Consider the following 14,881-nt stretch of genomic DNA (forward strand, 5'->3'; position numbering starts at 1 on the left):
TAGGTCGGGGGACTTATTTTTGCTAAGAAAGAACTCTACTTGTAGGGTTCTTTTTTTGTTATTTTGATAAACTAAATAAATTCTGTTTACTTGAAGCACTAAACTAAAAACATAATTTTTGAATTATTACAATCCAAATAAATATCAATAGTTATGTTTTGTATCTTAGTTTTCAAATTATATCAATATGACATTTAACACTATTGAAGACTTATTGGAAGAAATGAATATTTCTAAGTTTCAAAAACATCAAAACTTTCACATTCTTAAGTTTAAAGATCATTTAGACGAAATTCCGATGAAAACTGATTTTCGTAAATGTGATTTTTTTCAAATTGTTATAACGAAAAATCATAATGTTGATGTAATTGTTGATAATGTATCTTTTTCAGCTATGGAAGATAGCATTACTTTTATGGCTCCACATCAAACATTATCTACTAATGTAAAGAGCGTTGAAGATTTAGGCTTGGGGTATATGCTAGTCTTTAGTTCTAATTTTTTGCGTCTAGGAATTTCTGAATTTGATTTAATCCAAAAATTCCCTTTTTTTAACGTTAACTATTCACCTGTCTACTTTTTAAAAGAAAATACTGTTGATTTTTTTTATTTAATGGAAAAAATTTATGAACTCTTCCAAGAGTTTAGTTCTGAAAATCTTGAAATTATCCGATCGTATTTAACAATTTTACTTTACGAAGGTCGAAAATCGTTTTTTAATGGTGAAATCCAAAGCACTGTTGCATCTCGACATAATGAAGTAGCTTTTGCCTTTGAAAACCAAATTAAAGAAACGGTTAACAAAAGAAAACCTATAGAATATTATGCCAATAAACTAAATATCAGTAGTGTTTATTTATCTGAATGTGTTAAAAAGGCCACAGGTAAAACTGCTAAACAGATTATTACAGAATATGTTCTTCTTCAAGCCAGTTCTATGCTATTGCAATCGACAAAAACCATAGATGAAATTGCATATACTGTTGGATATACTAACACTTCTAATTTTGGCATCTTTTTTAAAAAACATATTGGAATATCTCCTTCAACTTATAGAAAAAACCACAAATAACATAATTTTTAATAATCATTACCTAGTTTTTAATATCAATATTCATGTATTACGACTGTAAATTTGCAAATGATTATTAAAATTAAATTATGTCTGAAATAACAAATACAAAATCAAGAAAAGATTTTTTTTGGTTAATGCTTACTTTTATCTCATTAACAGCATTAGGTGCGGTAGAGCTTTTTGAACAAATAACATATGTTATTAATTGGCTTGTAGGTGATCCAGTTGTAAATGCTGATAGTTTTAGAAAATTTCATCATGCTGTAGATGCTGGTGTTTTTCATTTCCCTGTTTCAACTACTGTACTTGTTGGTTTTATCATGTTGATTAGGAAAAAATCTAATTTTATGAAAAGTGCTGCTGAAAAGAATGCTATTTGGATGGCCTTTATTGCTTTTTTAATAACTTATGTAATTTCTGTATATATTATCACAGGAATTAATGTTCCTGTTTTTAATGAAAATAGTGTTCCTACAGAGTTAATTCCAGGCAAACTAAAACTATGGGGGATTTTAAATGTATTTAGATTTGTTTTACCTGCTTACGGAATCTATAAACTATCTACACTACTTAAATTGAAAAATTAACCTTGAAAATTAATTTTAAAAGTCTGTATATAAATTACAGACTTTTATTGTTTTAGCTCTTGTTTTCTGCTAGAAGTTTTATTTTTTCAAAAACCATAACCTTATAGGTAGCACTTACAGGTATTTTTTTGTCTTCAATTACTAAATCTGTACGCGTTGCTTTAGAAACTCTATCTAAATTGGCAATATAAGACTTATGAGTTCGCTGAAAATTGTCTGGTATGAGAGTAGCAATATTAATTAAAGTTTCTGTGATAAGATACATTCTTGCATCGGTAAATATTTTTAAATAATTTCCAAAACTCTGAATGTATTGAATTGATTTGAATGATATATTAAGCGGCATTCCATCGTGTTTGATTTGTAACTCTTCATTCTCTTTTTCTTTTTTAAGTTCAATTAATTTAGAAGAAGAAACTTTATTAATCGCTTTTAAAAAACGGGCTAATTTTATAGGCTTTAATAAATAATCAACTACGCCATAATTATAACTTTCTAAAGCGTATTCTGAGTAAGCTGTTGTTAAAATAACCTTTGGTGGATTAATCAAGGAACGCAAAATTTCCATACCATTTAACTCAGGCATTTCAATATCTAGAAAAATTAAATCTACAGTATTTTGCTGTATAAAATTGACAAATTCAATTGGGTTTCCTGTACTTAACACCAGTTCAAAATTGTTAATTTTTGAACAGTACTCTTCCAAAACCTTACGTGCTAAAATTTCGTCATCTATGATTCCTATTTTAATCATTTATCTCTTTTTCTTTTAGTTAAATCAATTGTTAAACTAGTACAGAATTCATTTTTTTTATGCTTTATTTCTAATTCATAAGCATTAGAATATAATAAATTTAAACGTCTCTTCACATTTTCAAGTCCAATTCCATTTCTCTTAGATTCCTTTACTATGGTTGGGATGGAATTTACAACAGTAAAATAAAATATACTATTTTTTATAGAAGCTGTTACATCAATACTACTTGGTTCATTTGTAGCTTGTGCACCGTGCTTAATAGCATTTTCAACAAAAGGTATTAAAAGCATTGGCGCTAATTCAAAACCAGATAAATCGCCTCCAATTAAGAATTCTATAGTACAACGTTTACTTAACCTTTTTTCTTCTAACAATAAATAATTTTCTATAAACTCAAGTTCTTCTTTTAATAGCACTGTATCTTTTTTAGCACTTTCTAATTGATATCTCATCAATTCAGAGAGTTGCATTACAACATCAGGAGTTTCGAGAGATTGTTGTCTAGAAAGGGCATAAATACTATTTAATGAATTGAATAAAAAATGGGGGTTTACTTGTTCTTTCAAATAATTTAATTCCATTTCTTTTTGCAATTTTTCTTTTTCCGCATTTTCTTTTTGAACTATCATATTTCTTCTTAAAAAGAAAGCTGCCATTCCTGTTCCTGTAGTATATAAAAAAAAGAAAAAAATTTTAGATACAATAGCCCAATCTTTTCCGTAAGTTTTTATGTAGGACACCAAAAATATACTTCCCATGAGCAATGTTATGAATAAGAAATATCGCTTTTTATCTAAAAAAAAAGGAATAAGAATGAAATGATTTATCCATATCAAAGTCATGATAATAATTGTATATTCTAATTCCCATAAGTAAAAAGAAAGATCAGATTCAAATTGATCTCTGGTTAACCATCCACTCATTATTTCAAGTAATAGCACCAATAAAAAAGCACCTATATTAATAAGTAGCATATTTTTCCAAGACTTTTTTTTCATGAATAGTTTCTATTAAAAAAAAATAAAGATACTATCTATCACTACAAGTTTCATAATTTCTTTACAAAAGCGATATATCAATGATGAAACGGTTTTATCATTTAATCTTTCCCTTTGTCCTGTAAAAATAAATTCACGGTTTTCATCCACTACTTTTATCGAAGAGTTTTCAATAATCATTAAAAAAATAAGTATGAAAAACTACCCAATTTTATTGTCAACACTTGCATTGACACTTTTTTATATCTCTTGTGACACTAAAAAAACAAGTTCTATTCAAAATGTTACAGCTACAATAGAAACTCCCTATAAAGGACTAAAGACACCTGATAAAGTAGCTGAGTTGTTTCCTGCAAATTTTCATTCATCAAGAGATAGAGAATTAAAAGGAAGCTTTTCTCCCGATATGAAAGAATTTTCTTTTACTACTTCTCATTATTCACCTTTTTTACCTAGCGTTATTGTATTTAAAAAAGAAGAAAACAAGTATAACTCTTGGAAAAAATACGATTTCCATGCAATGGATAGTGGTGATGATAACATTTTATATGCTAAAACCAAATATATAGAACGTACCGATACTGGCTGGTCAAAAATTAAAAATCTAGGCTCTATGATTGAAAAAGATAACTGGGGAATAATGCGTTTAACAGCATCTGCAAAAGGAACTTATGTTTTTGATGATTATAAAAATAATGATGTCATTCGTATATCAACCATTAAAAATGGAAAGCGTGAAGAGCCGAAGCTATTAGATAAAAATATCAATACTGGTAAATGGACAGCTCATCCTTTTATAGCAGCTGATGAATCTTTTTTAATGTGGGATTCTGAAAGAGAAGAAGGTTATGGTGGTTCAGACATTTATATCAGTTTTAAACAAAAAAATGGTTCTTGGGGAACAGCAATTAATTTAGGCAATAAGGTAAACACTGCTATTGATGAAAATACTGCAAGGTTAACTAAAGACAAAAAATATTTATGCTTTTGGAGAGCCATTGAAAAACAAAAAGAAGATGGAACTACTTATTGGATATCTAGTAAACACTGGGTGGATTTCATTCAACTTAAAAAAGAGCTAATGAAACTTGATAATTCCAATCAATAAAATATTATTCAACTTTTATAAATATTCAATATTATGAAAAATAACCTACTGATTTTACTATGTTTTATACTAACACATAGCGGCTTTTCTCAACAAATACATAGTTCGGAAGCCGAAGCAACAGAAGCTGAAACTAAACTTACATTTTGGAATATTCCAGATATTAAAAAAGCTTTTATCGATACTTCTCCTGATAAAAGAAATGATGGTATTTCTGTTGGTAAATTGACAAATAAGAATGGAAAAGACAAAATTGTTCAATTAGCAAAAGAAATTGCAGAAGGAAAACACGGTAAATATGATGGCTTACTCATATCTCATAAAAATAAATTGGTTTTTGAATCCTATTATAAAAAGGGACGTATTAACCTTGCACATGGTCAAGCTTCTGCAACTAAAGGTCATACAAGTTTAATATTAGGGCGTGCAATACAAATGGGGTATTTGTCTATGAATGATTTAAATAAACCTCTTGTTCATTTTTTAAAGGATTTAGACCCAACAAAATTTGTAAAAGGAGCAGAAAGAATTACTCTTCATAAAGCTTTAACCATGCATGGTGGACTTACAATTGATCGTGATAAGTGGAAAGAAATTGAAAAAGACACAGCATTATTAAAAGGTCAAGGTTTGGTTCAAACACTTCTTAAACATAGCAAACCAATTACAAAAGCTACTCAAACTTATTTATATGGTAATTTTAATCCTAGATTAGTTATGCAGGTTATTGATGCTGTCGTACCTGGTACAGCACAAGATTTCATCAAAAGAGAACTTCTAGATAAATTAGGAATTACTAATTATAATTGGAAAAACGAAGTTAGTGGTTTACCAGAATCTGGATGGAAGGTAAAAATGACCTCTCGTGATATGCTTAAATTAGGAAAATTAGTACTTGATAAAGGAAAATGGAATGGAGAACAACTTATCCCTGTATCATATCTTAAAAAAGCTACTAGTGGAATAGTAAAGCCTACTGAAGATTGGATGCCAAAAACTTATCGTTATGGGTATTTCTGGTACCAAACACCTATTGTAGTTGGTAACAAAAGTTATAATGCTGCTTTTGCCTGGGGAGGAGGTGGACAACGTATTATTGTAGTAGATAAACTTGATTTAGTTATTGTTATTACTGGACATGATAGAGATGATAAGATAATGACTCCAATTTCTGAAATCGTTATACCTGCATTTGTTCAATAAATTAGAAAGACTATAAAATTAAACTAACCAACTCATATTAAGCAGAAAAAGTGTAATTTCATAGAGCTTTTTTGTACAGAAAATGAATACTATAAAAACAAAATCAAATGAAATTAGGAGCTTTTTCAATAAGTCTTAGTGTAAAAGATATAAAGGAATCTAAGAAATTTTATGAAACATTAGGTTTTAGTGTTTTAGGAGGAGATATAGATAAACATTATTTAATAATGAAAAATGGTAAAGCACTTATAGGGTTATTCCAAGGAATGTTTGAAGGTAATATTTTAACATTTAATCCTGGATGGGATGAAAATGGGAAAAATATTGATGAATTTGATGACGTTCGTAAAATTCAACAACATTTAAAAACTAATGGAATCAGTTTAACAAATGAAGCAGATGATACAACAAAAGGTCCTGCTAGTTTTACATTAAACGATCCAGATGGTAATATCATTTTGATAGATCAACATCGTTAGAAAAAATAAAATAACAATGATTCTTTTTAAAATATAAGCTTAATTCGAAACGAACAGAAAAAATACAGTTTACTGGTCTTAAAGTTTTTAAGAAAAAATGGTCATATGATGTAGTAAATATGTAGTGCCCTTTGTAGTGGTTTTGTAGTTCTACAAATAAGAAAAGGAGGGGAGACTGTATTTATATTTGTTTCGCTGTTGAGTATTTAGCTGTTGGGAACGGCTAAATTAATAGATAGTTTTATGGTTAAAAGCACCCTTCTTGGGTGCTTTTTTATTTTACCTCTTTTGGGAGAAAAATAGCTATAAACTCCTATCCTAAATCAAAATGATAATTTTTATGAATTAGAAAAATTCAATTTATAAAAAAAGAATAAATTTGTTTCGAACGTAGAACCCCTTCATGAAACAATGTATATTAAGAATTCCCCACTTATAGCTACTTATTGTAAATGGTATATACTATTGTTTCTATCAACCTTATTAATAAGTTGCCATCAATCAAAAGATACTCCTTTAATAAAAGATGGAATAATTGATCTTTCTCATTGGAATATCAATCAAAACACTTCATTTCGTATTCAAGGTAAAGGACTATTTTATTGGAAACAATTTCCTTTGAAAGACAATGATAATTTTTCTCTTAAATATTTAACCAAAGCAGACACTATAGATTGGCCACCTGTACTATGGACTTCTTTAGGCTATGAGTCAAAAGGTTATGGAACCTATCGAATATTTATAAAAAACAATAACAGTAAGAAAAAATTAGTGTTAAATGTTCCTAGAGTTTTAGGAGGTGTAGAAGTTTGGATCAACGGAAAAAAAATAAAATCACATGGTAAAATCTCGAAAAATCCAGAAAATGAAGAGCTAGATGGTAGGCCATTACGCATAAAATTACCTAGAGAAGAAAAATTAGATCTTATGTTTTTAATATCTGACAATAAACATAGGTTAGGGGGTGGACTTCCTATGCTTAATACTATTCAGGAAGAAGATTTTTTTGAAAAGAATAATAAATCTGATTTTCTTATTGAAGGTATTATAACCTTCTTAATTTTAGTATTTGGAGTCTATCAAGTTATCAATTATTTAAGCTTTCCTCAATACAAGTTTTTCTTATTCTTTGGATTATTTTGTTTGTTTGGAGCTTCAAGACAATTATTTATTGGAGAAGCTATTATTTATAATTTTATACCGAATATAAGTTTTAGTATAGTACAAAAAATGCGTTACATTGGATATTATGGTGGTTTAGCGGCTATATTCCTTTATCAAGTTTCTCTATTTCCTGGCTATATTCATAAAAAAATAATACAATCCTGCTTTGCTATTGCCATTTTAGGAGTTGTTTACGTAATTTTAGTTCCTGTATTTTATACTACACTTAGTGCGCCTTTTTATCAAGTATTTGGATTAATTATAATACTTATAGGTACATATCAAATGGCATGTGCTATTAAAGATAAAAAACCATTTGCTATTGAAATTGGTATAAGCTTATTCATTATGTGCTTATTATTAGCTAATGATTTGTTAAACGCTATGATGTTAATTCAAACTAAGTTTCTTATTACCTATAGTTTTTTAGCTTTTGTATTTTTTCAAGTAATCATTAATAAAAAAATTCAAAAGAAAAGAGAACTTGATCTAATCAATCTATCAAATAGTGTAGAGGAATTATCAGTGAAAATTGATAAAAAGCAAGAAGAAATATCAGAGCTAAAATCTGAATCTTATAAACAAATCAAATCTAAAGAAATATTAGTTGAAAATCTTAAAAAACTAGCTTCTAAAGACGAATCTATTTCAATACAGAACATTATTATTGATATAAAATCTGAATTACTTGAAAATGCTCAATTAGTAAAAATTAAGAGTGAATTAGAAGTTATTAATGATAACTTTTTTGAAAGACTAAACGATAAACATCCTAGTTTAACAAAAACAGATTTAGAAATTTGTTCGATGATTCGCATGGGTTTAAAAAGAAAAGAAATTGCTAGCATCAGAAATACATCATTAGAAGCTGTAAAATCTTCTCGATTTCGTTTAAAAAAGAAGCTAAACCTATCTAAAGAAGAAGATTTAGATTTCTATATTAAATCACTATAAATCAACAAAATGATTCATTGCACCCCATTTGCACCCTATCAATAATTTTTTACCAGAAGTGTTTTTTACTCTTTTGTAGAACTTAAAAGTTCAAGTAAAAAACACCATGATAAGCCTTCAAAACTCACAACAATTTTATTCTTTCTTTTTCTTACTAATTTTTCAACAATTCCTGTTTTCTCAAGAAAACAACTTTAGAAAAGATAGTATTAGTTTCGAAAAAGATTTTAATGCTGTAAAATCATTCAAACAAGATTATAAAAAAGCTCGAGAGTTTTATAAATCAGCAATAGTATTGCTTGATTCATTAACTCAAAAACATCCTAAAAAGATGTACTTCAAAAAACGAAAAGCAGATGTCTTAGATAAACTAAGCGTGATTGCTATTAATGAAGGAGACTTTGTTACTACTCTAAAACAACTTAATAAAGCAATCGAACTTCGAAAATTATATGGTCAACCAGATGATGCTGCATATGCTTACTATTTAAAAGGAATTGTTTGGGTAAGACAAAGACAGTTTCATAAAGTTAAAGCAGAATACGATTCAGCTTATATAATGACTGAGCGCAATATTGCTCGAGGTATACCAAAAGAAGGGTTTAAAGGAAATATGCTTAGCGCTTATGGAAGTCATTATACCAATATGGATAGTATTCATAAAGCTGAATATTATTTTAAAAAAGCTATAAAATATGTTGATTCTATAGGTGATAAAGGAGCTGGAGCAATTAACCGAATTCAATATGCTGAAGTAATAGGGGATAGAGGTAGAAATTCAGAAGCTTTAAAATTACGTTTAGAAGCAGCTAAACTTTATAAAAGCATAAACTATCATGATGGTTATTTAAATGCAATTTCAGAGGCTGCAATTAGTTATAATGCTATGGGTAAATATGCCAAAGCATATCAATTAAAAAAACAATTTATTGAATACTTAAAATCAGCAGGAAGAAAAGATCGTTTATTGTTAGAGTATAAATATTATATACCAATTCTTGAAAAAAACAAAAAATATAAAGAAGCATTTATTGCTCAAAAAGAAGTAACTACACTACGAGATTCTCTTCGTAATGCAAAAAACTATAAAGAGTTAGCTGATTTAGATGCTAAACTGAAATATCAAAACCTAAAAGCTATCGATAGTATGAAGATAGTTTCAGAACGTGTTTTAATTGAGGAACGTCGTTCTAAATTGGCAAATACTAAATTCTGGTCAGTTATTACATTTTTACTACTCGTTTCTGGGATTGTTACTTTATTCTACCTAAAAAAAACAGTAAAAGTAAAGGAGCAAGCCTATCAAAATATATTGCTGAATAATAAAATAGCGACAAAAACAGAAGAAATTAATGAACTACTTACTGAAACAATTCAGCATATAAAATCTAAGGAACGAATTGCTGATAATTTACAAAAGCTATCTAATGAAAAAGAAGGGATAACTCTTAAGAGTATTATTGCCGATTTAAAAGCAAACAAAGCTGATAATGCCAAACTGATATTGATAAAACAAAATATAGAACAAGTTAATTTTGATTTTATTAAAAAGTTAGAATCTCTTCATCCAAAACTTACAAAAACCGACATTGAAATTTGTTCTTTAATCCGAATCGGTTTGAATAGAAAAGAGGTAGCTAATTTGAGAAATACTTCATTAGAAGCCGTAAAATCTTCGCGATTTAGATTAAAAAAGAAATTAAATCTCTCTTCAGAAGACAGTTTAGACACCTATATCAATTCCTTATAAAACAATACATTAAGAGTTTGCACCCCATTTTGCACCCTGTATTTTTTTGGAACTGAACCCTCTTCAACGATACTTTAGTCGAGCATTTGAACTCTTATAACTAGCTTATGTTTAAACGAGATCTGTTTGAAAAAATATATGTAAAAAGAAACTGTGTTACTCGCTTTTTAAAAAACAATTCAATGACATATGTATATCGTCAAGAAAAGTTTTTAGAAAAGCATTTGAAGGAGTTAAAATCTATAAAACAAAAGTTAAAAGATTTAAAAAGATGAAATCATCTAATACAAACAAGTATAAAAAACAACAACTAAGAACCTAACATGAAAAGACTTTTATTTTTTTTCCTATGCAGCTTTATAGCCTTAAGTATAAAGGCTCAGTATACTCAAATACCAGATGCTAATTTTGAATCAGCATTGGTTTCTTTAGGTCATGACACAGTGAATGGAGATGGACAAGTCCTAACAGAAAACATTGAAAATATTACTTCCTTAAACATTGCTAACAAAAACATTAGTAATTTATCTGGAATAGAAGATTTTAGTTCTTTAAAGCAATTAACTGCCAATGGTAATTCATTAAAATCTATTGACATTAGCAACTTAACAGATTTAGAAAAACTAATATTATTTGATAACCAACTTAAATCTATTGACTTAAGCAATAATTTTGAATTAACCGAAATAGACTTTTATAACAATCAACTTACAAGTTTAGATTTATCACAAAATACATCTTTAGTAAATGCTTATATAGACAGTAACTCAATAACAAGTTTAGATTGTTCTGAAAACACTTCATTAAAAAGATTAGATGTAAGAAATAACAATCTTAGTTCTTTAAATATTAAAAATACCAGTTTAATAAACTTAGGAGCAAAGAACAATGTCAATTTAACTTGTATTGAAGTAAATGATGTTAGTTATGCTGAGTCAAACTTTACAGATATAGATAATGGTGTACGCTTCATTACCACTGATTGTGCTTATCTTTCTATACCTGATGTAAATTTTGAGGCTGCTTTAACTGCTTACGATGATGTTGCAAACGACGGACAGGTGCCTATTGCAAATATTGAAAACTTAACAACATTAAACCTAGATAATCAAAATATCAACAACCTATCTGGTATTGAGTATTTTACTGCTTTAACCATATTAAATGCAAATGGAAATTCATTAACTACTATTGATGTAAGCAACCTAGTAGAATTGGTTGAATTAGAACTTGCAGAAAATCAAATCTCTACGATAGACTTAACCAACAATACTAAACTTCAGAGAATTGACTTTTATAACAATTCCCTTTCTAGTATTGATTTTTCTAAAAATACACTATTACGTAGAATTTATATAGATAGTAATTCTATTACAGAAATTGACCTAACATTAAACACTAAACTTACCCATATAGATGTTAGCAATAATAGTTTAACTTATTTAAACATAAAAAACGGTAGTAATGAAAATATAACTTCATTTAACGCTTCTGGTAATACAGGTTTAACATGTATTTTAGCCAGTAATGCTACTTATGCTCAAACAAACTTCACTGTTGATGCTGGAGTAGTTTTTAATACTGTTAATTGTGACTATACAGAAATTCCAGATTCAAACTTTGAAGCGGCATTGGACGCTTTAGGCTATGATGATGTTTCTGGTGATGGACAAGTACCTAGTACAAATATTGCTACTGTAATAAATTTAGACCTTCGTAATAAGGATATTACAAATTTAACAGGAATAGAAGGATTTGAAGCGTTACAACAATTATGGGTAAATAATAATAACCTTACTTCAGTAGATTTAAGTAGTAATACTGCATTAGAACAATTATTTATTGGAAATAACAATCTAACAAGTTTAGATGTAACAAATAACAAAAACTTAGATTATCTATTAATTAGTAATTTAAATCTATCTACAGAGATAGATCTATCTCAAAATACAAAACTAACTAGAATTGAAGCTAGTAATTGTAGCTTAAATAGTATAAATCTATTAGCTAATACATCTTTAACATACCTTAAATTAGATGAAAATCCATTAACAAGTTTAGACATAACTAGCCTAGTTAATTTGAAATATTTATTTTTAGATAATACGGCACTTACAACAATAGATTTATCACAAAACACACTTTTAGAATCATTTAATTTTGGAAATAGTAATTTTACGAATATTGATTTTTCTGGACTCGCTAATCTAGAGATTATTAATGGAAATGGTAATAATAATCTTTCTTCTTTAATTTTAAGTGGTAATGCCTCCCTAGAAACTTTCCAAGTAAATGTAGGTAAATTATCAACTTTAGATTTTAGTGATGCTGTCAGTTTGCGTTTTTTAAGTGCTGCTAATCATCGATTAGAGAATTTAGATTTAAGTAATAATACAGCTTTAACTACAGTTCAGTTAATTAGTAACAACCTAACAAGCTTAAATCTTAAAAAGATAGATTTATCTCAAGTAAGTAATTTAAATCTTTCAGGAAATTCTAATTTAACTTGTATTTCTGTAGATGACGTAGCTTATGCTAAGCTAAATTTTAGTTCAGATTTTGAATACAGTATTGGATGCAATTCATACACATATATTCCTGATGCTAATTTTGAAAATGCACTTTCTACATACGATGATATTCCAAACGATAAATACATACCAATTTCAGCCATTGAAAATCTAACTAGTTTAGATATATCAAAGAGTAATATTGTTGATTTAACAGGAATTGAAGCTTTTACAAAACTACAAACTATAAATGCTAGTGAAAATAATATAAAAACTGCTGATTTTTCAAAAAACACCGAACTTGAAAGTATCAACTTACAAAACAATGTATTAAATGTTTTAGATATTTCTAGTTTAACCAAAATATCAAATTTAGATGTAAATACCAATGCTCTACAAATTTTAAATATCAAAAACGGAGCAAACACAGATATAACCTCGTTTGATGCAAGAAATAACCCAGATTTAACTTGTATTTCTGTAGATAGCGAAACATATGCTAATAACAATTTCTCCAACATTGATAATCAAACATTGTTTAATGAAACGGAATGTACTGTTTATATTTCCATTCCAGATACTGCATTTGAAACAGCTTTAGCTGCTTATGATGATATTAGTAATGACAATAAAATTCCTCTAAAAAATATTTACTATTTAACATCTTTAGACATTGGAAATTCAGGGATTTCTGATTTAACAGGTATTGAATATTTTGCTCATTTGACTGATCTAGATGTTGGCGATAATTCACTTACAAGTATAAATCTTTCTAATAATACCTTCATAAAGAATCTAATTATTGAAACAAATCAATTAACAACCATAGATCTGTCTAACAATTTATATTTAGAAGATATTGATTGCGATGAAAATCAATTTACCAGTTTAGACTTTTCAAACAATACAAATCTAATTCAGTTAAATGTTGATGATATGCCAACTTTAACTTCGATTAACACTACTAATTGTAGCCTATTACAAGAAATGATTGCTGATGATAATAATATCAGTGTAATAGATTTAACAACCAATATTAATTTAAAGAATTTAGACCTAGATAATAATAATTTATCCTCAATTGATTTAAGTAAAAACACACTATTAGATGATATTGATTTAGAGGCAAATAATTTAACTAGTATTGATTTTTCTCAAAACACTCTTTTAACTGATGTTGATGTAGATGGCAATCAAATTACAAGTATTGATTTTTCAACAAATAAATTATTAAAAAGAGTTGATATTGATGATAACCCATTATTAACTACAGTTATATTTGATGAAATAAATACATTAGCAACTATTTATGCTGATAATACAGCAATTGAAACCATAGATGTTTCAAAATTATTCTCATTACTCACGCTAGATGTAGGAGAGACTAATTTAACTTCATTAGATATTTCTCAAAATATCCAACTTAATGACCTTAGAGTAGATAATGCAAATCTTACCTTTTTAAAACTAAATAATGGAAATAACACTAGTTTTTCTAGAATGGAAGCTAATGGAAACCCTAATTTATATTGTATCCAAGTAGATGATGCTGATTATGCTACTACAAATTGGACAACTATTGATATGCAAGCTAAATTTAGCACTGATTGTGAATCATGTATTTTAGATACTAATACGTTTTTAGAAGGCCCATTTAATAGTACTGAAAGTACTATGAACGATGATTTAAGGATTAATAATTTACTTCCAACTACTTCTCCTTATACCGATGCAGTTACTTGCGAAGAATCTGTTTTTGATACTACTGGAAATTCAGCTGTTGTAGATTGGGTAGAGATTCAATTGAGAAACGCTAATAATATTGCAGAAGTAAACTACACAAAATCTGCTTTACTATTAAAAAATGGGAATATAGTAGATGTTGATGGAATATCAAATCCCACGATTAACGCTTGGCAAGGTAATTTTTATGTAGCTATAGCTCATAGAAATCACATAACTATTGTTTCAAACACAACTTATTCTTTATCCACAATAGTTACAACTATCGATTTTAATGATCCCAATATTACTAAAGGTGGAACTAATGCATTAAGTGATTTAAGGAATGGAAATTACGGATTGCCTTTGGGAGATATTGATGAAAACGGACAAATTCAAAATGCAGATATCAGCAATACCATTTTACAACTAGGAATCTCTGGTTACAGCACATATGATATCGATATGAACGGTCAAGTCCAAAATGCCGATGTAAACAAAATACTTCAAAACCTTGGAAAAGGGGAGCAGTTTTAAAATTTAACCAATTAAAAAGAGTAATCAATAAAAATAT

General features: G+C 28.0%; 10 protein-coding genes. 8 read left to right on the top strand and 2 right to left on the bottom strand.

Translation table 11 applies throughout. The features are described 5' to 3' along the window. The first annotated feature begins 187 nt into the window (after positions 1-187). Both F7018_RS03765 and F7018_RS03770 read left to right on the top strand, forming a co-directional pair. Positions 188-1,072, top strand: a complete 885-nt coding sequence (locus tag F7018_RS03765; protein ID WP_150898657.1) for a helix-turn-helix domain-containing protein — start codon at positions 188-190, stop codon at positions 1,070-1,072. An 89-nt stretch (positions 1,073-1,161) separates the two neighbouring features. Then, a complete protein-coding gene (locus tag F7018_RS03770) occupies positions 1,162-1,662 on the top strand; it encodes a hypothetical protein (protein ID WP_150898658.1) in 501 nt (166 codons plus the stop codon). A 52-nt stretch (positions 1,663-1,714) separates the two neighbouring features. Here the strand turns inward: F7018_RS03770 and F7018_RS03775 are convergent, their stop codons facing one another. Both F7018_RS03775 and F7018_RS03780 read right to left on the bottom strand, forming a co-directional pair. Beyond that, positions 1,715-2,416 (bottom strand): LytR/AlgR family response regulator transcription factor, encoded by a 702-nt coding sequence (locus F7018_RS03775; RefSeq protein ID WP_150898659.1) that lies wholly within the window; start codon positions 2,414-2,416, stop codon positions 1,715-1,717. Then, positions 2,413-3,417 (bottom strand): sensor histidine kinase, encoded by a 1,005-nt coding sequence (locus F7018_RS03780; protein WP_150898660.1) that lies wholly within the window; start codon positions 3,415-3,417, stop codon positions 2,413-2,415. The genes F7018_RS03775 and F7018_RS03780 overlap by 4 nt, the downstream gene beginning before the upstream one ends. A gap of 193 nt (positions 3,418-3,610) precedes the next feature. On the opposite strand from F7018_RS03780, the gene F7018_RS03785 reads away from it, so the two are divergent. From F7018_RS03785 to F7018_RS03810, 6 genes are all read left to right on the top strand, one after another. After that, a complete protein-coding gene (locus F7018_RS03785; RefSeq protein ID WP_150898661.1) occupies positions 3,611-4,525 on the top strand; it encodes a hypothetical protein in 915 nt (304 codons plus the stop codon). Positions 4,526-4,558: 33 nt separating this feature from the next. Further along, a complete protein-coding gene (locus F7018_RS03790) occupies positions 4,559-5,728 on the top strand; it encodes a serine hydrolase domain-containing protein (RefSeq protein ID WP_150898662.1) in 1,170 nt (389 codons plus the stop codon). 107 nt (positions 5,729-5,835) lie between these two features. Further along, positions 5,836-6,207 (top strand): VOC family protein, encoded by a 372-nt coding sequence (locus tag F7018_RS03795; RefSeq protein ID WP_150898663.1) that lies wholly within the window; start codon positions 5,836-5,838, stop codon positions 6,205-6,207. A 411-nt stretch (positions 6,208-6,618) separates the two neighbouring features. Next, on the top strand, positions 6,619-8,325 hold the full coding sequence (locus tag F7018_RS03800) for a 7TM diverse intracellular signaling domain-containing protein (RefSeq protein WP_150898664.1): 1,707 nt from the start codon (positions 6,619-6,621) through the stop codon (positions 8,323-8,325). A 106-nt stretch (positions 8,326-8,431) separates the two neighbouring features. Further along, positions 8,432-10,075, top strand: coding sequence for a helix-turn-helix domain-containing protein (locus F7018_RS03805; protein ID WP_150898665.1), 1,644 nt, complete (start codon positions 8,432-8,434; stop codon positions 10,073-10,075). Positions 10,076-10,398: 323 nt separating this feature from the next. After that, on the top strand, positions 10,399-14,844 hold the full coding sequence (locus F7018_RS03810; RefSeq protein WP_150898666.1) for a hypothetical protein: 4,446 nt from the start codon (positions 10,399-10,401) through the stop codon (positions 14,842-14,844). Positions 14,845-14,881: the final 37 nt, after the last annotated feature.

It is taken from the genome of Tenacibaculum aiptasiae (assembly GCF_008806755.1).
In the GTDB taxonomy this organism is placed as follows: domain Bacteria; phylum Bacteroidota; class Bacteroidia; order Flavobacteriales; family Flavobacteriaceae; genus Polaribacter; species Polaribacter aiptasiae.